The organism is Kitasatospora sp. NPDC057223, from assembly GCF_042669755.1.
Taxonomy (GTDB): Bacteria; Actinomycetota; Actinomycetes; order Streptomycetales; family Streptomycetaceae; genus Kitasatospora.
Genome location: NZ_JBHUWW010000087.1, coordinates 1 through 16,498, shown reverse-complemented (window position 1 = coordinate 16,498; position 16,498 = coordinate 1). Strand labels below are relative to the sequence as shown.

Here is a 16,498-nt window from a genome sequence, read left to right as displayed (position 1 = left end):
GGCGAACGAACGGGAGTCCGAAGACGCGCCCCAGGGCGCATGCGGGGCCCTGCCGGCTACCGGGAGGGTGCCGGCGCCGGTGCCGGGGCGGCCTGCTGCGCCGCGACGATCCGGGTGAGGACCTGGCCGCAGCGGCGGGCGAAGAACCGCTGGCCGAGGGGGAGGAGCGGCCCGGCGGCGCGGGTGAACCAGCGGTCGGGGCGGCTGAAGGCGGTGACGCTGAACCAGACGGCCTTGTCGGCGTCCATCTCGACCAGGAAGGTCTCCTCACCGCTGGCGATGTGGCCGGTCCGGGTGCCGTAGGCGAAGCCGATGAGGTCGGGTTCGTCGGCGGCCCAGACGACCTCGCAGGAGGCGCCGACCCGTAGGCGTCCGATGCCGATCGCGCATTCGACGGGGGTGCCGGGGGTGGCCCGGTCGGTGCCGGCGCGGACCTGGAGGCCGGCCGCGCGGTGCATCTGCCAGCCGGTGACGGCGGCGCCGGCGACCCGCAGCGTGTCGCGGCCGTGGCCGATGAGCACCCGGTGGCGCAGGTGCTGGTAGCCGGCGGGCAGTGGGGCTGGGCCGGAACCGTGGGACAACGGGGTGCTGGCGAGCCGGTCCGGGTAGCTGAGGGTGTTCACGGGTGGGTCTCCTTGAGCCGGTGCCAGGCCAGCAGTGAGCAGAGGGCGAAGCCGAGGGCGTTGCCGAGGCCGTGGGTGGCGGCCATCCAGGTGAGGGTGGGGTGGGGAAGGCCGGAGGCTTCGCCGAGTGCCCACCAGAGGGCGAGCAGCATGGTGACGGCGAGGACGGCGGCGGAAGCGCCGAGCAGGGTGGCGGTGGTGCGTTCGACGGCGCGGGTGCGCAGGTCGCGCCAGGTGATCAGGCCGGTCAGCCACATGCCGGCGGTGAGGACGAGGGCGCCGACGAGTTCGGCCCAGTCGTCGACGAAGTAGCCGGCGAGGACGAGCAGGGTGCCGAGCGGCACGCTGAGTGCGGCGTACCGGGCGGCGGGGTTTCCGGGGGCGGCCCGGCAGACCAGGCCGGCGACCAGGGCGGCGGTGAAGCCGGCGAAGTGGAAGTGCGGGACGGTCAGCGCCAGGATGCCCAGGTCGAAGCCGAGCAGCCGGTGGCCGGAGCGTTCGGCGAGCAGGGCGAGCCCGGCGACGGAGGGTGTGGCGAGCGCGGTGAGGACGGCCACCTCGCGGGGCGCCAGGGAGCGGGTACGGGCGAGCCGGAGCGGTGCCTGGGCGGCGAGCAGGAGGGTGGCGAACGCGTAGGGGGCGGCGAGTCCGGTGGCGGGACCGCCGCGTGGCAGCCAGAGTGCGACGGCTCCGGGGACGGCGGCGAGCAGCCAGTAGCGACGGGTGGCGGCGAGGCCGGAGCCGTCGATCAGGGTGAGGCCGACGGGGATCACGACGGCCATGCCGAGCATGACGATGAGGTTCACCAGGGTGGTCACGGCCGGAGCCCGCCGTTCGGGCCCGGGTGGCCGGGGGCGCTGGGGCGCATGCTGTCACGACCTTGCTTGAACGTGTTCAAATTCTTCCCGGAGTCGACCTTACGACAGAATTTGAACACGTTCAAGTCTGCTGGGGGCCGGTACCGCCGGGCCACCCCTGGTATTCGACGAGCACCCGGCGCACCCTGGAAGAGGTACCTGCCGCAACCCGCTGGAGGTGATCCGCCATGCAGACACTCGTCGGTTGGCACATCGAGATGGAGTTCCGCGAGGAGGGCCCGAGAACGGCTGCGGCCGCGCTCCTGCGGCTGCGCGACGGCACCGAGATCCGCGCCCACGGCTTCAGCAGCCGGCACCCGTCCGACCCGGACCAACTACGGGTCGGTGAGGAGATCGCGGCGGCCAGAGCACTCAACGACCTCGCCTCCCAGCTGCTGACCAAGGCCCACAACGAGATCCAGGACGTCGGCGGTCGGCAGGCGCAGCCGCTCATGTGAGCCGTTCACCGATCCGCCCCCGTGTCGTGCCCAGCCCGGGCGCGGCCGGGCGGGAGCCCACCCGGGAGGCCGGCCATGGCACGCATCCCCCTGATCTGTCCCCGCTGCGGCCGACCGCAGCGGGTGGTCCCCGGCGGCCCCGAGCGGCCGGCCCGGATCGTGCACGCGGACACCGGCCGCGAGGCCTGCAACCCGCCGGACGAACCCCCGGGCGAGCAGCGCGACGGCCCGCCGGGAGCCGCCCGCCGGGCCGACCCGATCTGAGACCGCGCGGCGGCTACCGGCGCTCGGGCCAGCCCTCGGGGTTGGAGCAGGACTCGTAGTCGAACTCGTTGACGTGATCCCACTCCTCGCCGGTGGCCTTCTCGTAGGCCTCCTCGGCGATGTAGAGCAGATCCTCGCCGTGCAGGGTGGTGGCGGTGTGGGGTGCGAACGGCGCGCGGCCCGCGAGCACCGCCTCGTACGTGCCGCGCCCGGCGGCCACCACGGCGCAGCGGGAGTACAGGAAGCCGTCGTTCGACTGCGGGAACGGGGCCTTCCCGGGTTCGCACATGTCGATCACCGGCAGCGTCCCGAACTCGCGGCGGTCCAGCCGGTACAGGGCCTGTGCCAGGCGCTCCTCGAAGCCGATGATCGCGGCGGGCGGCAGGCCGGCCAGGGCCTCGGCGAGCGGTTCGGCGAAGGTGCACTCGCGCCGATCGCCCAGCAGGTCGATCAGCGTCCAGAAGTCGTCCCAGGTCGTCACGCCGTCATCCTGCCGGACGGGTGTGACAGCTGCCGGACGGGTGTGTCGGTGCCCGCGGGCTCAGCAGCCGGTCGAGCTGGAGGGGGCCACCAGGGTCGCGTCGATGACCCGGTCCGCGTTCACGGTCACCTGGGAGGCGCCGTGGTCGATGTCGACGCCGCCGCGCGACTTGAAGGTGAGGGTGTCCGGGAGCTCCGCGTCCTTGATCGGCTCGCCGAGGTGGACCACCGTGAGGGTGCCCTTGCAGTACTCCGGGGCGGGCGGCCTGGTGCCGGGGATGAATCCGGCACCGGTCGTGAGGGTCAGCGCCGTGGTGCCGATGGTCGTGTAGGTGTACAGCGAGGTCGAGTCGTCCGGTGCCGCGCTGGGGTCGCCGCCGCCCCGGAAGGTCGGGATGACGGGCGCGGGCCGCCAGGTGGGCGTCCAGGAGGCCCCCGGTGCGGGCTTGCCGTCGCTGGTTCCGTCCAGCACCACCCAGAACTGGGTGACGCTGGCGTAGAGCGTCCGGCAGGAGCGGTGGTCGAAGGCGGGCTCGAAGTACACGCCGTCGTACGCGGTGTACAGGCCGGGGTGGCTCGCGCCGTTCTCGTTCGGCAGTGACTTGAGGTAGTCGTGCAGCTGCTTCTGGTCGTAGGCCGAGGTGTCGATGCAGTCCGCCACCGGCGTGGGCGTGGGAGTCGCCGTGAGGGTGGGCGTCGGACTGGGTGTCGGCGAGGGGGCCGTCACCGTGGTGGCCGTCGCGCCGGCGCCGCCGTCGGCCGACGCCGTGCCGGGCCTGTCGCCCGAGCAGCCGGCCAGCGCCAGCAGCAGGACCCCGGCCGTCGCCGTGCCCGCGCGCCGCCGGGAGGACCACCGCATGTCCGCTCCTCTGCCGTCATCCGAACTTTTCTGACGCATCATCACCTCGATGGTGGCAGAAGCGCCCGGGCGGCGCAGCGTTACGGGGGAACTCCCGCCCGGGGCGGCGGCCCGGTCAGAACACCGACCAGCCGGTGGCGGTGGTGAAGGCGTCGAGGGCGGCCACCGCGGCGACGGAGTTCCCGGCGGCGTCCAGGGCGGGGCCCCAGGCGCACAGGGTGCCCCGGCCGGGCACGACGGCGAGCACCCCGCCGCCCACTCCGCTCTTCCCGGGCAGCCCGACCCGGTACGCGAACTGCCCGGCCGCGTCGTACGTGCCGCAGGTCAGCAAGACGGCGTTGATCCGCTTGGCCTCGCTGCGGCTCAGCAGCCGGGAGCCGTCGGCGCGCAGGCCGTGCCGGGCGAGGAAGAGGCCGGCCAGCGCCAGGTCGCGGCAGCTCGCGGTGAGGGCGCAGTGGTCGTAGTAGTGCTGCAGCACCGTCTCGACCGGGTTGTCCAGATTGCCGTAGCTCGCGATGAAGTGGGCCAGGGCGGCGTTGCGGTGGCCGTGCTGGGCCTCGGAGGCGGCCACCACGGAGTCGCTGTCGAGCAGCGCATTGCCGGATTCGGCGCGCAGGAAGTCGCGGACGGCGGCGCGGGCGTCGCCGGTCAGGGTGTGCAGGCGGTCGGTGACGACGACGGCGCCCGCGTTGATGAACGGGTTGCGCGGGATGCCGTGCTCGCTCTCCAGCTGGACGAGCGAGTTGAACGGGCTGCCGGACGGTTCACGGCCCACCCGCTGCCAGAGCTCGTCGCCGCCGACGGCCAGCGCGAGCGCGAGGGTGAAGAGCTTGGAGATGCTCTGGATCGAGAACGGCTGCTCCCAGTCCCCGACCCCGTGCACCTCGCCGTCGACGGTGGCGAGCGCCATGCCGAAGGCGCCCGGGTCGGCGGCCGCGAGGGCCGGGATGTAGTCGGCGACCCGCCCGGTGCCGAGCACCGGACGGGCCGCTTCCATGGCCTGGTTCAACTGGTCCTGAAGATCCACCAGGCCATTGTGCACGGAGCGGGCGGGCCCGCCCCGTGCACGGGGGTCAGTGCGCCATCACCGGGATGTGGTTCGCGTCCTCGTCCTTGGCGCCGGCGCCGACCGGGCCGCCGCCCTGGTGGCCGGTGTTGATCAGGGCGAAGGCGATCGCGGCGGCCGCCACCAGGATGCCGAACGACCACCAGATCGCGGTCGAGAAGCCGTGCACCATCGACTGCATCTGCAGGGCCTGCTGCGAGGCCGCGCCGGCCGCGTGCGAGGCGAAGTACGCGGTGGTGGCGCTGGCCGCGATGGTGTTCAGCAGAGCGGTGCCGATCGCGCCGCCGACCTGCTGGGAGGTGTTGACCATGGCGGAGGCGACACCGGCGTCGCGCGGCTGGACGCCGTGCGTGGCGAGGCTCATCGCCGGCATGAACGCGGTGCCCATGCCGAGGCCCATCAGGATCAGACCGGGCAGGATCAGCGCCGGGTAGGAGCTGTCCGTCTTGATCTGGCTGAGGATCAGCATGCCGATCGAGGCGACCAGGAAGCCGGGCGCCATCAGGTAGCGCGGGGCGACCCGGGTCATCAGGCGGGCGCCGATCTGGGTGGAGCCGGTGATCATGCCCGCGACCATCGGGAGGAAGGCCACGCCGGTCAGCACGGGGCTGTAGCCGAGCACGATCTGCAGGTAGTACGTGAGGAAGAGGAACAGGCCGAACATGCCGATCACGGCGAGGCCCAGCGACAGGTACACACCGCCGCGGTTGCGGTCCAGGATGACGCGCAGCGGCAGCAGCGGCGCCTTGACGACGCGCTCGACCACGACGAATGCGGCGAGCAGGACGGCGGCCGCGACGAACAGGCCGATGGTGACCGGGGACGACCAGCCGTCCGACTCGGCGCGGGTGAACGCGTAGACGAGGGAGACCAGGCCGGTGGTGACCAGCAGCACGCCGGGGATGTCCAGGCGGTTGGTGTTGCGGCCCTGGGCGGGCTCGCGGATCACCATGACGGCGCCGAAGGCGGCGACGATGGCGAACGGGATGTTGACGAAGAACGTCCAGCGCCAGTTGAGGTACTCGGTGAGCAGGCCGCCGAGGATCAGGCCGATGGCACCGCCACCGCCGGCGATGGCGCCGTAGATGCCGAACGCCTTGGCGCGCTCCTTGGCCTCGGTGAACATCACCGCGAGCAGCGACAGCGCGGCCGGTGCGAGCAGGGCGCCGAACACGCCCTGCAGGGCGCGGGCGCCCAGCAGCATGGCGGTGTTGGCGGCGGCGCCGCCGAGTGCGGAGGCGAGGGCGAAGCCGGCGAGCCCGACCACGAAGGTGCGCTTGCGGCCCCACAGGTCGGCTATCCGGCCGCCGAAGAGGAGCAGACCGCCGAACGCGAGGGCGTACGCGGTGATGACCCACTGGCGGTTGCCGTCGGTGATCCCGAGGTCGCGCTGGGCGGAGGGCAGGGCGATGTTCACGATCGTCGCGTCGAGGACGACCATCAGCTGGGCGAGGCCGATGAAGATCAGCGCTTTCCAGCGCCGGGGATCGGGCTGCAGGGCTGTTTCGGGCATGGAGGTACTCACTTTGCGGTGCGGTGCTTGCGAACTAAGGGCAGTGTGGGTACGAAGACCGGTGCTTCGTCAGGTGGTGGATCCGGCGCGCGCTGCGCTGCCGGGCCGCATGGGTCGGTCCGGCGGTCAGGCGGATGGTGGGGCGGTGGGGCAGCCGGTCGTCGTGGTCGCTGGTCGGTGCTGGAAGTCCTCGAAGGTGATCGCCCGGCCGGGCAGGACGGAGGCTGCGGGAGCCCGCATGCCGTCCAGCAGCAGCTGCAGGTGGCGGTGGACGAAGTCGGCGAAGTTGTTGCAGGCCGTGCCGGGCAGCGGCCGGGTGAGCTGGCTGATGGCGACGAAGACGTCCCCCACCCCGATGTCCGGGCGCAGGGCGCCGGACTCGCGTGCGCGGTCCATCAGCCGGCCGACCGCGTCCTCCAGCCGCGAGCGGGCTTCCACCAGCTCGGGGTCGAAGGGGTCGAAGCGTCCGGAGACCATCGGGCACAGCGCGCCGAGCTTCTCGTCGGCGGCTGCGTGGATGAAGCCCTCCAGGGCCTCGAACGGGCTCGACCCGCTGGTCAGCGCGGCCTCGGCCCGGGTGAGGATACGGTTCTTCACCTGGAGCACCACCGCGCGGAACAGTGCCGCGCGGTCCGGGAAGTTACGGTACAGGGTCGCGTTGCCGACCCCGGCCCGCCGGGCGATCTCGTCCAGCGGGGCATCGGCCCCGAGGTCGACGAAGGCCTCCAGGGCCGCCGCGATGATCCGCTCCCGGTTGCGCGTGGCGTCCGCGCGCAGTTTCGGCGCGCGGGGCGCTTCGGTGGCGGTGCTGGTCACGGCGGTGCTCCTTTCGGGTTCAGACTTGGGGTTCAGGCCTGGGGTTCAGACTTGGGGTTCAAGCTTGAGGGTTCAGGCTTCGGGCTTCGGGATTCCGGGGAGAAGTTCCCCGGTTTCGCCGTCCAGAGGGTCAAACGGGGATTCTGTCCCCAGAAATTTCGCCATCCGGTGTGACCTGGGTCACATTTCCGGAATGGGGGTCGGAAGAACCGCCACGGTGTGCTGCGAGCGGACCATCTGCAGCATCGGGCAGCGCCCGTCCGCCGTGGCCAGCAGTGCCTCGGCGGCCTCCCGGGTCAGGGATCCGCGCAGGTCGACGGTGGCGGTGAGGTCGTGCGGCACCGCGGGCGCGTCGGTCGGGACGCCGAAGAAACGGGCGTCGTTGTTGCGTGCGGTGACCGAAACCTGTACCCGGTCCAGCTCCAGGCCGTCAAGGGCCGCGATGCACAGGATGGTGTGGGTCAGGCAGGTGCTGATCACCGCGCAGAGCAGCTCGGGCGAGGACGGGCCCAGGCCGTACCCGCCGATGTCCGGGCCGCCGTCCCCGAGCAGGGACCACTCGCCGACCTGCACCTTGCGGACGCCGGTGGCGTCGTCGGCCACGCACACCGCGCCGATCTCCTCGTCCCAGTCCTCGCTCGCGGGCCGCCGTCCGGCTGCCGCGCGCATGGCGGCGCCCTTGTCGCGCAGGTGCTCGGCGAGGCCCGGCCGGCGGGGTGCGGGTGTGATCGTCATGGCGGCCAGCGTACGCGGCCCGGCGGCTTGATGATCACACAACCAGGTGGCCGAGCAGTGAAGTTGAGGCGCCGCCGCTACTTGCGGGAGTGCCGGGCCCGCCGGGCGGCGGCGGCCGCCAGCAGCAGTGCGGCGGTCGGCGCCGCGATGTTCAGCATCTGCCGGATCCCCTTCGGATCGCGCAGCGTGTCCAGCGGCAGCCCGATCCGGCCGAGCAGGTAGAAGGAGTCGTACGTCGCCGCCACGTAGGCCAGCGCGGCGAACAGCACCCCGAAGGCGAGCAGCGGCAGGCTGCGCTCCCCGGCGGCGAGGGCGAGGACGGTCACCGCGATCAGCAGCACCGGCGTCGCCCCGTTGAAGAGGATCAGCTGGGCCGTCTCCAGCACGGCGGACGGGGTGCGGAAGCCGTGCCAGTGGGTGAACGTCAGCCAGGCCGTCGCCGCGGTGAACGCCACCGCCACGACCAGGGCCGGGACGAGCCGGCCGAGCTTGCCGGCCCGCCGGTAGCGCCGGACCAGCAGGGCGCCGCCCACCAGCGTGGCGAGCAGCACGTACACCTGGAGCAGCCCGGGGCGGGCCAGTTCCTGGACGGTGAGCAGCCCGCCGGGGGAGGAGATCCCGACGCCGCAGGCGGCGCCGCCGTCGCAGGCGGACCCGGGCCTCACGTACAGCGGCAGGGAGAGGAGCAGCATGCCCCCGAACACCGCCAGGGCGAACCAGTACCGTCGCGTTGCCATGAGCCGCCCGTCTGCCGTGTGGAGAGCCGCTTTCGGGCCGATTCTCCTCGGCCTGTCAAGAGGCCTCCCGGCGGGGCGCGCGCGGCCCTGGCGGGCGCCCCGGCGCGGCGCGGCGTGCGTGCCGCGCCGTGCTGTGGCGCCCGGTGACCCTAGGCTGAGGTCGGCGGGTGGCCGGGTGGCCGCCCGTGCCGGGCGGTGCCCGGCGCCGGGGTCGAGGAGGTACCGCGAAAATGGGCAGCCGAACCGCCAGGGTGCGATGCGTGGCGGCCGCGCCGTGCTGGGTCAGCCTGATGGCACGCGACCTCGATGCGGCACAGGCCTTCTACGGAGAACTGCTCGGCTGGGAGTTCGAGTCCGCGCCGGACCGCTTCGGCCCGTACCTGCACGCCGTCGTCGGCGGCGAGGCCGTCGCCGGTCTGGGCGTGGGCGGCGGGGACTGGGCGATGCCGGTGGCCTGGACGAACTACTTCGGCACCGAGAGCGCCGACACCGCCGCCGACGCGGTGCGTGAGCGCGGCGGCACGCTGGCGGTGGGTCCGCTGTCCATCGACGCGGGCCGGGTCGCCTTCGCGGCCGATCCGGCCGGAGCGGTGTTCGGCATCTGGGAGGGCGAGCCCGGACCGCCCGGTCCGACCCCGACCCCGACCCCGACCCTGCCCGGCTTCCCGGTCTGGACCGAGCTGCGCACGCCCGACCCGTTCGCCGCGGCCATGTTCTACGGCGAGGTGTTCCGCTGGGACGACCGCGACCCGGCCCACTTCGAGGTCAGCTGGGAGCACGAGCGGGTGGTGCTGCTGGTGGAGGGCCGCAGTGTGGCCGCGCTGCGGGCGGAGAAGGCGCTCGGCCCGGCCGGCACCCCGCCGCACTGGGAGGTCTCGTTCAGCGTCCCGGACACCGACACGGCTGCCGGCCGGGCCGAGCGCCTCGGCGGCTCGGTGATCGGGCCGGTCTTCGACACCCCGTACGGCAGGGTGGCCCGCCTGCGGGACCCGGAGGGCGGCCGGTTCTCGGTGATCAGCCCGCCGGAGCTTCAGGAGCCTCGGGAGTCGCGGGAGCCTCAGGGGTCTCGGGCGCCGCGGGCGTAGCGGCGGCCGACGCCTGCCGAGCCTCCCGCAGCCGCTCGCCGAGTGCGCCGAGCAGGGCGGGCGCCAGCGCCTCCCGGACGGCGGGGAACAGCCGCTCGTCCTCTTCGGCCAGATGGGTGCGGACGGCGGCGGTCAGGCCGTCGACGAGAGGCCCGAAGGCCGGGTCGGCCGGTGCGAGACCCTGCAGGTCCGTGACGTACTGCCCGATCGCCAGGTGGTCGGCGAGGCTGGTGAAGACCAGCGCGCCGCCGTCCGGAACCTGCTCGTGGACGGCGGGGAAGAGGATGTCCTCCTCCTCGGTGCAGTGGCTCAGCAGCAGGTCGGAGAGCTGGTCCAGCAGCCCCGTCAGGGTGTCGGAGCCGCTCGTGCGGGCCGTGCCGACCTGCGCGAGCAGCTCCGCCACCGCCCGGTGGTCCGCGCTGAGCTCGCCCACGATGTCTGCCCTGTGACTCATGGGTGGCCTCGTTTCGGTTCGCCTCTTCACGGCCTCTTACGTGCCGGCGGCCCGGCCTGCTTCCAGTATCCGGCGTCGGCCGCCTCCCCGGGCGGGGCCGCCCCGGGCGCTCACGCTCCCGGTGCCTGCGCGCGGCGGCCGGTGAGCCCGAGCAGCCGGGTCAGCGCACTCGCGTCGGCGGGCACCTCCACGGGCGGTGCGAACAGCCCGCTCGCGGCCAGCCCCTCGCCGTACCCGCTCACCTCGGCCAGCGCGAAGTCCACCAGTTCGGGGGACAGGCCGGGGTCGGCGCTGATGCCGCGCGCGAGGTCCCAGGTGTGCACGACCGCGTCGACGGTCATCTGGTCGCAGTAGGCGAGCGCAGGCACGTCGCCGTACGAGAGGTGGACGGTGACGTCCTCGGCGCCGGGGACGAGGAAGGCCTCCTTGGCCGCGTCGGCCGCCGCCTGCCAGGCGCCGCCCGGGTCCTCGTCCAGCACGTCCCCGTCGAACCGGCCGCCGACCTCCGCGACGGTCGAGCCCATCAGGAGTTCGGGCACCCAGAGCTGTTCGGCGGTGAGGTGGTTCACCACGTCCCGTACCGCCCACTCCGTGCACGGTGTCGGCGCGGCCCACTGGTGCGGGGCCACCCGGCGCACCAGGTGGCCGAAGGCGTCCAGGGCCTGCGGGTAGAGGCTCAGCACTTGCGTCTCACGTCGCTCGGACATGCCTCCAGCCTGCCCCGGATCGTCGGCCGCGGCGCGCCGGAGTGCCGCGGTGCCGGGGGCCGCGCGGCGGGCGGCTCCCACCGCGTGGTGGGGTGCGACAGCGGGTGCGACGCCCGGGGCGGACCGGTGCCTACCCGCCGACCCGGACCAGTGCGAGGGTGATGTTGTCCGGCCCGCCGGCTTCGATCGCGGCCTTCCACAACTCGAAGGCGGCCCGGCCGTCGGCCCGTTCGGACGGGTCGTGCGGCTCGGCCAGCACGGCCTGCAACTCCTCGTCCGGGACGGGGTCGGTGAGACCGTCGCTGCACACCAGGAAGCGGTCACCGACGGCGAGCGGAGCCGTCCGCACGTGCGGTTCGACCACGCGCAGGCCCAGCGAGCCGCCGAGCGTCTGGGTGACCACGGACGTCGTGCGCCGCCCCGGTGCGAGCGGGGGGCTGTCGTCCACGCTCAGCCGCCGCAGCCCGTCCGGCGCGAGCGCGTACACCCGGCTGTCGCCCACGTTGAAGGTGACGACGGACTCCGTGAGCAGCACCACGCCGGCCACCGTCGTCCCCATCGCGGCCAGCTCCGGATCACCCTCGGCCGCCTCGTACACGGCCCGGTTGCAGGTGTGCAGTGCCTCGCGGACGGCCTGCTCGCCGTCGAGGTCCGGGCCCGCCGCCGCCAGCCGCCGCGCCACCAGGGCGCTGGCCACCTCCCCGCCCGGATGCCCGCCCAGCCCGTCCGCCACCGCCACCACGCACGGTGCCGGGCCGAGCGGGAACAGCAGGGTCTGCGGATTCCCGGTCACGGTGGCGCAGAGCGTCCACGGGCCGACCGTCAGACTGTCCTCGTTGTGGCCTCTGACCAGGCCTTCATGGCTCAGCGCACTCACTGTGACGTAGGGCATCGCCGCCGCCCTCCCGGGTCGGTCCGTCCGTCCCTCCATTGTGGCGCCGGGGCCCGCGCAGGGTGGGGGAATACGGCGGCGCTCCCTGGTGCTAGGGTGGTTGAAAGTTAAATGACCTGGGAGTGGTGAGCAGCATGCAGTTCGGAATCTTCACCGTCGGTGACGTCACGCCCGACCCCACCACCGGCCGGACGCCGACCGAGCACGAGCGGATCAAGGCGATGGTCGCCATCGCGCTGAAGGCCGAGGAGGTGGGCCTGGACGTCTTCGCGACGGGCGAGCACCACAACCCGCCGTTCGTGCCGTCCTCGCCGACGACGATGCTCGGCTACATCGCGGCGCAGACCGAGAAGATCATCCTCTCCACGTCCACGACGCTGATCACCACCAACGACCCGGTGAAGATCGCCGAGGACTTCGCCATGCTGCAGCACCTCGCGGACGGCCGGGTCGACCTGATGATGGGCCGCGGCAACACCGGGCCGGTCTACCCGTGGTTCGGCAAGGACATCCGCCAGGGCATACCGCTGGCGATCGAGAACTACGCGCTGCTGCACAAACTGTGGCGCGAGGACGTGGTCGACTTCGAAGGCCGGTTCCGGACGCCGCTGCAGTCCTTCACCTCCACCCCGCGCCCGCTGGACGGCGTGCCGCCGTTCGTCTGGCACGGCTCGATCCGCAGCCCCGAGATCGCCGAGCAGGCCGCGTACTACGGGGACGGCTTCTTCGCGAACAACATCTTCTGGCCCAAGGAGCACTTCAAGAAGCTGATCAACCTCTACCGCGAGCGCTACGCGCACTACGGCCACGGCACCGCGGAGCAGGCCGTCGTCGGGCTCGGCGGGCAGGTGTTCATGCGGGCCAACTCGCAGGACGCGGTGCGCGAGTTCCGCCCGTACTTCGACAAGGCGCCGGTCTACGGGCACGGTCCGTCGCTGGAGGAGTTCACCGAGCAGACGCCGCTGACGGTCGGCAGCCCGCAGGAGGTCGTCGAGAAGACGCTGGCCTTCCGGGAGAGCTTCGGTGACTACCAGCGCCAGCTGTTCCTGATGGACCACGCGGGCCTGCCGCTGAAGACGGTGCTGGAGCAGCTCGACCTGCTCGGCGAGCACGTGATCCCGGTGCTGCGCAAGGAGTTCGCCAACGGGCGGGCCGCCGAAGCGCCGGAAGGCCCGACCCACGCGGCACTGGTCGCGCGCCGGGACGCCGCCGGCGGGGTGGACGCGGCCGGGGTCGACGCGGCTGCGGCGCTCTGACCCACCGCCGGCTTCGGCTACCTCAACCTTCGGCCGCCTCAAGCCTTGGCTGCCTCAAGCCTCGGCCACCTCAACCTTCGGCCGCCTCAAGCCTTGGCAATCTCAAGCCTTGGCAACCTCAACCTTCCGCAACCTCATGCCTCGGCAACCTCAACAAAGGAGGAATGCAGCCATGGATGTCCTCAAGCTCGTGGTCGTGTCGGCCGGTCTCAGCAAGCCCTCGTCGACGCGACTGCTGGCCGACCGGCTGGCCGCGGCGGCCGTCCGGAGCCTGGACGAGGGCGGGGCCCATCGGGCCGAGATCCGGGTGATCGAGCTGCGGGACCTGGCCACCGACATCGCCCACCACTTCACCACCGGGTTCCCCGGCGCTGCCCTGCGGGACGCGATCGAGGCGGTGACGGAGGCGGACGGCGTGATCGCGGTGACGCCGATCTTCACCGCCTCGTACAGCGGGCTGTTCAAGTCGTTCTTCGACGTGATCGACAACGACGCGCTGACCGGTAAGCCGGTGCTGATCGCGGCGACCGGCGGCACCGGGCGGCACTCGCTCGCGCTGGAGCACGCCGTCCGGCCGCTGTTCGCCTACCTGCGGGCGATCGTCGTGCCGACCGCCGTCTACGCGGCGACGGACGACTGGGGCACGGCCGGGGACACGCACACGGACGGGCTGCCGGCCCGGATCGACCGCGCCGCGGGCGAACTGGCCGACCTGGTGGCGCGTCGCCCGGCCCGGGCGCGGCAGGACGACGCGGTCGTCCCGTTCGCGCAGCAGCTCGCGGCGCTGCACGCCTGACCGGCAGCGCGCCGCCCCGCCGACCGCCCGCCGGCCGCGCCGTCCAACAGAACGCGCCGCCCCGCCGGTGACCCGGCTCGCGAGTCACCCGGTCGGCTCACCGGCACCCGCCGGACCGGATCACCACCGTCAGCCCCGCCGGGCCGCCACCTGACCCCGGCACCCGACCCCCCGCCCGGCAGGGCCGGCCCGTGGGGGCCGGTCCGCCCGCCCGCCCCGGCACCGCAGCAGCGGTGGCCGGGGCAGCGGCGTGCTCGGATACTCGGCGGAGGGCCACCGTGACCGGCGGCCGTCCACCGACCCCCAGGGACCAGCCGCCATGACGCAGCCAGCGGGCCCAGCGCCCCAGGCCACCTCCGCCCAGCCCGCTGCCCGGCCCGCCACCCGGCCACCCGCCGATCCGCAGGCCGTCCTGAGTCCGCTCACGAGTGCGGCGGTGTTCCTGGTGGTGACGGTCGCGCCGGGCGGCGAACCCGTCGTCCGGGAGCTGCTGCCGGACCTGGCCGGACTGCGGCGCTCGGTCGGCTCGCGGGTCCCGACCGGTGCGCTGACCTGTGTCACCAGCATCGGTTCGGGGCTGTGGGACCGGATGTTCGGCGGCCCGCGCCCGGCCGGTCTGCACCCCTTCCGGGCGCTGGCCGGGGACCGGCACCACGCCGTGTCGACGCCGGGCGACCTGCTGTTCCACATCCGCGCGGGCCGGATGGACCTCTGCTTCGAGCTGGCCGTCCAGATCGTCGGCCGGCTCGCCGGGGCGGGCGTGGTCGTCGACGAGGTGCACGGCTTCAAGTACTTCGACGAGCGGGACCTGATGGGCTTCGTCGACGGCACCGAGAACCCGGTCGGGCGGGCCGCCGAGGAAGCCGTCACCATCGGCGCCGAGGACGGGGACTTCGCCGGCGGCAGCTACGTCATCGTGCAGAAGTACGTCCACGACATGGCGGCCTGGAACGCCCTGCCGGTGGAGGAGCAGGAGCGGGTGATCGGCCGCACCAAGTCGGCGAACATCGAGCTGGACGACGACACCAAGCCCGCGAACTCGCACGTGGCCCTCAACACCGTCACCGCCGCCGACGGCTCCCAACTGCAGATCCTGCGCGACAACATGCCCTGGGGGACGGTCGGCCAGGGGGAGTTCGGCACCTACTTCATCGCCTACTCCCGGACGCCGGAGGTGACCGAGCAGATGCTGCGGAACATGTTCGTCGGCAATCCGCCGGGCACCTACGACCGCATCCTCGACTTCTCCACGGCCGTCACCGGATCGCTCTTCTTCACCCCCACCGCCGACTTCCTCGCCGACCTGCCCGAACCCCCGGGCCGGGCCGCGCCGCCGGTACGCACCGCCGACGCGGAGCCCGTGGGCACCACGCCGGGGCGGGCCGACGGCTCGCTCGGCATCGGCAGCCTGAAAAGGAGCATCTCCCGATGAGCAATCTGCACCGCGAACTCGCCCCCATCTCCGCCGCCGCCTGGGCCGAGATCGAGGAGGAGACCAGGCGCACCTTCAAGCTGCACGTGGCAGGGCGGCGCGTGGTCGACCTGCACGGCCCCGAGGGCGAGACGCTCTCGGCCGTCGGCATCGGACACCTCGACGACCTCGCCCCGCCGGTGGAGGGCGTCACCGCGCACGCCCGGCGCTCCCAGCCCGTCGTCGAGCTGCGAGTGCCGTTCACCGTGGACCGGCGGGCGGTGGACGACGTCGAGCGCGGCGCCAAGGACTCCGACTGGCAGCCCGTCAAGGACGCCGCCCTGACGATGGCCCGGGCCGAGGACCGGGTGGTCTTCGACGGCTACCGGGCCGGCGCCATCGCCGGCATCCGGGAGAGCTCGACCAACCCGCCGCTGACCCTGCCCGAGGACGTCCGCGACTACCCGAACGCCGTCAGCCGGGCCCTCACCTCGCTGCGCCTGGCCGGCGTCAACGGCCCGTACTCGCTGCTGCTCGGCGCCGCGGCCTACACCGCCGTCAACGAGACCTCGGACCACGGCTACCCCGTGCACAACCACCTGGCCCGGCTGCTCGACGGCGAGATCATCTGGGCGCCCGCCATCGAGGGCGCCCTGCTGCTCTCCACCCGGGGCGGCGACTACGAACTGCACCTCGGCCTCGACCTGGCGATCGGCTACCACTCGCACGACGACGAGAGCGTGCGGCTGTACCTGCAGGAGTCGCTGACCTTCCTGATGTACACCGGGGAGGCCGTGGTGGCGCTCAACCGGACCGGTACGCCGGCCTGAGGTACGCCGCCCGAGGCACGCCGGGCTCCGGACGCCCGGGTCAGTGCCGGGCCGCGCCCGGGTCCGGTACGGCGAGCCGGGCCGTCAGGGCGCGGACCTGCGAGTCCCAGTCGTCGGCGGCGATCCGGCGGGTGTCCTGCCCCTCGGAGCAGGGCGCCCCGCCGCTCTGCGGGAGCGTGCCGTTCAGGTCCAGCAGGAGGGGCAGCCCGCGGCCGCCCCGGGCGCGTTCGAGAGCGAGCACCTGGTCGTTGGTGACGGCCATCGACAGTGCGGCCGGGGCCACCGACCCGGGGCCGCCGAGCGGGACGACGACGGGCGTGAACAGCCCGATCCAGTGCGGGCCGCCGCCCAGGTGCTCGGCCCACGCCTCGCCGCCCAACAGGACGTGGTTGCACCCGGTCTCCGCCCGCACCGTCTCCACCCGGACGTGGACCGTCAGGCGGTGCACGCCCAGCCCCGGCAGCAGCGCGACCGACGGCCCGTCCAGCGGTTCGCCGAGCCTGAGCCCGGCGCCGCCCGCGAACCTCATGTCCAGCACCATCGACTCCTCCTTCGGGGCGGCACCGGGATGCCATCGGGACGGCCTGCGGCGGCCAGCGTAGTGCGCGGCCGGCCGGCGCCGGCACGCAGGCGGCCGGCCCGGGGGCGAACCCCCGGGC

At 73.3% G+C, this 16,498-nt stretch carries 20 protein-coding genes; 7 read left to right on the top strand and 13 right to left on the bottom strand.

Annotated features, from left to right (window positions below; genetic code table 11):
- Window positions 1-56: 56 nt before the first annotated feature.
- Both ACFUK0_RS26555 and ACFUK0_RS26550 read right to left on the bottom strand, forming a co-directional pair.
- On the bottom strand, window positions 57-623 hold the full coding sequence (locus ACFUK0_RS26555; RefSeq protein ID WP_380254455.1) for a DUF1990 family protein: 567 nt from the start codon (window positions 621-623) through the stop codon (window positions 57-59).
- The gene (locus ACFUK0_RS26550; RefSeq protein WP_380254453.1) at window positions 620-1,441 is read right to left on the bottom strand and encodes a YndJ family protein; all 822 of its coding nucleotides are present in this window, start codon (window positions 1,439-1,441) and stop codon (window positions 620-622) included. Before ACFUK0_RS26550 ends, ACFUK0_RS26555 begins: the two co-directional genes overlap by 4 nt.
- A gap of 227 nt (window positions 1,442-1,668) precedes the next feature.
- On the opposite strand from ACFUK0_RS26550, the gene ACFUK0_RS26545 reads away from it, so the two are divergent.
- Window positions 1,669-1,938 carry a DUF1876 domain-containing protein gene (locus tag ACFUK0_RS26545; protein WP_380254451.1) on the top strand — a complete coding sequence of 90 codons (270 nt, stop codon included), beginning with the start codon at window positions 1,669-1,671 and terminating at the stop codon, window positions 1,936-1,938.
- A 75-nt stretch (window positions 1,939-2,013) separates the two neighbouring features.
- The gene (locus tag ACFUK0_RS26540) at window positions 2,014-2,202 is read left to right on the top strand and encodes a hypothetical protein (RefSeq protein ID WP_380254449.1); all 189 of its coding nucleotides are present in this window, start codon (window positions 2,014-2,016) and stop codon (window positions 2,200-2,202) included.
- 13 nt (window positions 2,203-2,215) lie between these two features.
- Here the strand turns inward: ACFUK0_RS26540 and ACFUK0_RS26535 are convergent, their stop codons facing one another.
- The 7 genes from ACFUK0_RS26535 to ACFUK0_RS26505 form a co-directional block, all read right to left on the bottom strand.
- On the bottom strand, window positions 2,216-2,683 hold the full coding sequence (locus ACFUK0_RS26535) for a DUF4240 domain-containing protein (RefSeq protein WP_380254447.1): 468 nt from the start codon (window positions 2,681-2,683) through the stop codon (window positions 2,216-2,218).
- Window positions 2,684-2,743: 60 nt separating this feature from the next.
- Window positions 2,744-3,541 carry a hypothetical protein gene (locus ACFUK0_RS26530; RefSeq protein ID WP_380254445.1) on the bottom strand — a complete coding sequence of 266 codons (798 nt, stop codon included), beginning with the start codon at window positions 3,539-3,541 and terminating at the stop codon, window positions 2,744-2,746.
- 115 nt (window positions 3,542-3,656) lie between these two features.
- Window positions 3,657-4,568 (bottom strand): glutaminase, encoded by a 912-nt coding sequence (locus ACFUK0_RS26525; RefSeq protein ID WP_380254443.1) that lies wholly within the window; start codon window positions 4,566-4,568, stop codon window positions 3,657-3,659.
- A gap of 46 nt (window positions 4,569-4,614) precedes the next feature.
- Window positions 4,615-6,120 carry an MFS transporter gene (locus tag ACFUK0_RS26520; RefSeq protein ID WP_380254441.1) on the bottom strand — a complete coding sequence of 502 codons (1,506 nt, stop codon included), beginning with the start codon at window positions 6,118-6,120 and terminating at the stop codon, window positions 4,615-4,617.
- 126 nt (window positions 6,121-6,246) lie between these two features.
- Complete coding sequence (locus tag ACFUK0_RS26515) at window positions 6,247-6,936, bottom strand: TetR/AcrR family transcriptional regulator (RefSeq protein WP_380254439.1); 690 nt, start codon at window positions 6,934-6,936, stop codon at window positions 6,247-6,249.
- A gap of 180 nt (window positions 6,937-7,116) precedes the next feature.
- Complete coding sequence (locus tag ACFUK0_RS26510; protein WP_380254437.1) at window positions 7,117-7,671, bottom strand: OsmC family protein; 555 nt, start codon at window positions 7,669-7,671, stop codon at window positions 7,117-7,119.
- Between the two features lie 77 nt (window positions 7,672-7,748).
- Window positions 7,749-8,408 (bottom strand): hypothetical protein, encoded by a 660-nt coding sequence (locus ACFUK0_RS26505; RefSeq protein WP_380254435.1) that lies wholly within the window; start codon window positions 8,406-8,408, stop codon window positions 7,749-7,751.
- 230 nt (window positions 8,409-8,638) lie between these two features.
- Here ACFUK0_RS26505 and ACFUK0_RS26500 point away from each other — a divergent pair, with 230 nt between their 5' ends.
- Window positions 8,639-9,493 (top strand): VOC family protein, encoded by an 855-nt coding sequence (locus ACFUK0_RS26500; RefSeq protein WP_380254433.1) that lies wholly within the window; start codon window positions 8,639-8,641, stop codon window positions 9,491-9,493.
- Here the strand turns inward: ACFUK0_RS26500 and ACFUK0_RS26495 are convergent.
- The 3 genes from ACFUK0_RS26495 to ACFUK0_RS26485 form a co-directional block, all read right to left on the bottom strand.
- Complete coding sequence (locus tag ACFUK0_RS26495) at window positions 9,423-9,947, bottom strand: hemerythrin domain-containing protein (protein WP_380254431.1); 525 nt, start codon at window positions 9,945-9,947, stop codon at window positions 9,423-9,425. The two genes, ACFUK0_RS26500 and ACFUK0_RS26495, sit on opposite strands and share 71 nt — an antisense overlap.
- Before the next feature lie 110 nt (window positions 9,948-10,057).
- Window positions 10,058-10,654: a TIGR03086 family metal-binding protein gene (locus ACFUK0_RS26490; RefSeq protein WP_380254429.1), complete on the bottom strand. Its 597-nt coding sequence runs from the start codon at window positions 10,652-10,654 to the stop codon at window positions 10,058-10,060.
- A gap of 130 nt (window positions 10,655-10,784) precedes the next feature.
- Window positions 10,785-11,546 carry a PP2C family protein-serine/threonine phosphatase gene (locus ACFUK0_RS26485; RefSeq protein WP_380254427.1) on the bottom strand — a complete coding sequence of 254 codons (762 nt, stop codon included), beginning with the start codon at window positions 11,544-11,546 and terminating at the stop codon, window positions 10,785-10,787.
- 134 nt (window positions 11,547-11,680) lie between these two features.
- Between ACFUK0_RS26485 and ACFUK0_RS26480 the strand changes: the two genes are divergently transcribed.
- From ACFUK0_RS26480 to ACFUK0_RS26465, 4 genes are all read left to right on the top strand, one after another.
- On the top strand, window positions 11,681-12,802 hold the full coding sequence (locus ACFUK0_RS26480; RefSeq protein ID WP_380254425.1) for an LLM class flavin-dependent oxidoreductase: 1,122 nt from the start codon (window positions 11,681-11,683) through the stop codon (window positions 12,800-12,802).
- Window positions 12,803-12,974: 172 nt separating this feature from the next.
- On the top strand, window positions 12,975-13,598 hold the full coding sequence (locus ACFUK0_RS26475; RefSeq protein WP_380254423.1) for an FMN reductase: 624 nt from the start codon (window positions 12,975-12,977) through the stop codon (window positions 13,596-13,598).
- A 319-nt stretch (window positions 13,599-13,917) separates the two neighbouring features.
- Complete coding sequence (locus ACFUK0_RS26470) at window positions 13,918-15,030, top strand: Dyp-type peroxidase (protein ID WP_380254421.1); 1,113 nt, start codon at window positions 13,918-13,920, stop codon at window positions 15,028-15,030.
- Window positions 15,027-15,839, top strand: a complete 813-nt coding sequence (locus ACFUK0_RS26465; protein WP_380254419.1) for a family 1 encapsulin nanocompartment shell protein — start codon at window positions 15,027-15,029, stop codon at window positions 15,837-15,839. Before ACFUK0_RS26470 ends, ACFUK0_RS26465 begins: the two co-directional genes overlap by 4 nt.
- A gap of 40 nt (window positions 15,840-15,879) precedes the next feature.
- On the opposite strand, the gene ACFUK0_RS26460 is transcribed toward ACFUK0_RS26465, so the two are convergent.
- Complete coding sequence (locus tag ACFUK0_RS26460) at window positions 15,880-16,380, bottom strand: hypothetical protein (protein ID WP_380254417.1); 501 nt, start codon at window positions 16,378-16,380, stop codon at window positions 15,880-15,882.
- Between the last annotated feature and the right edge of the window lie 118 nt (window positions 16,381-16,498).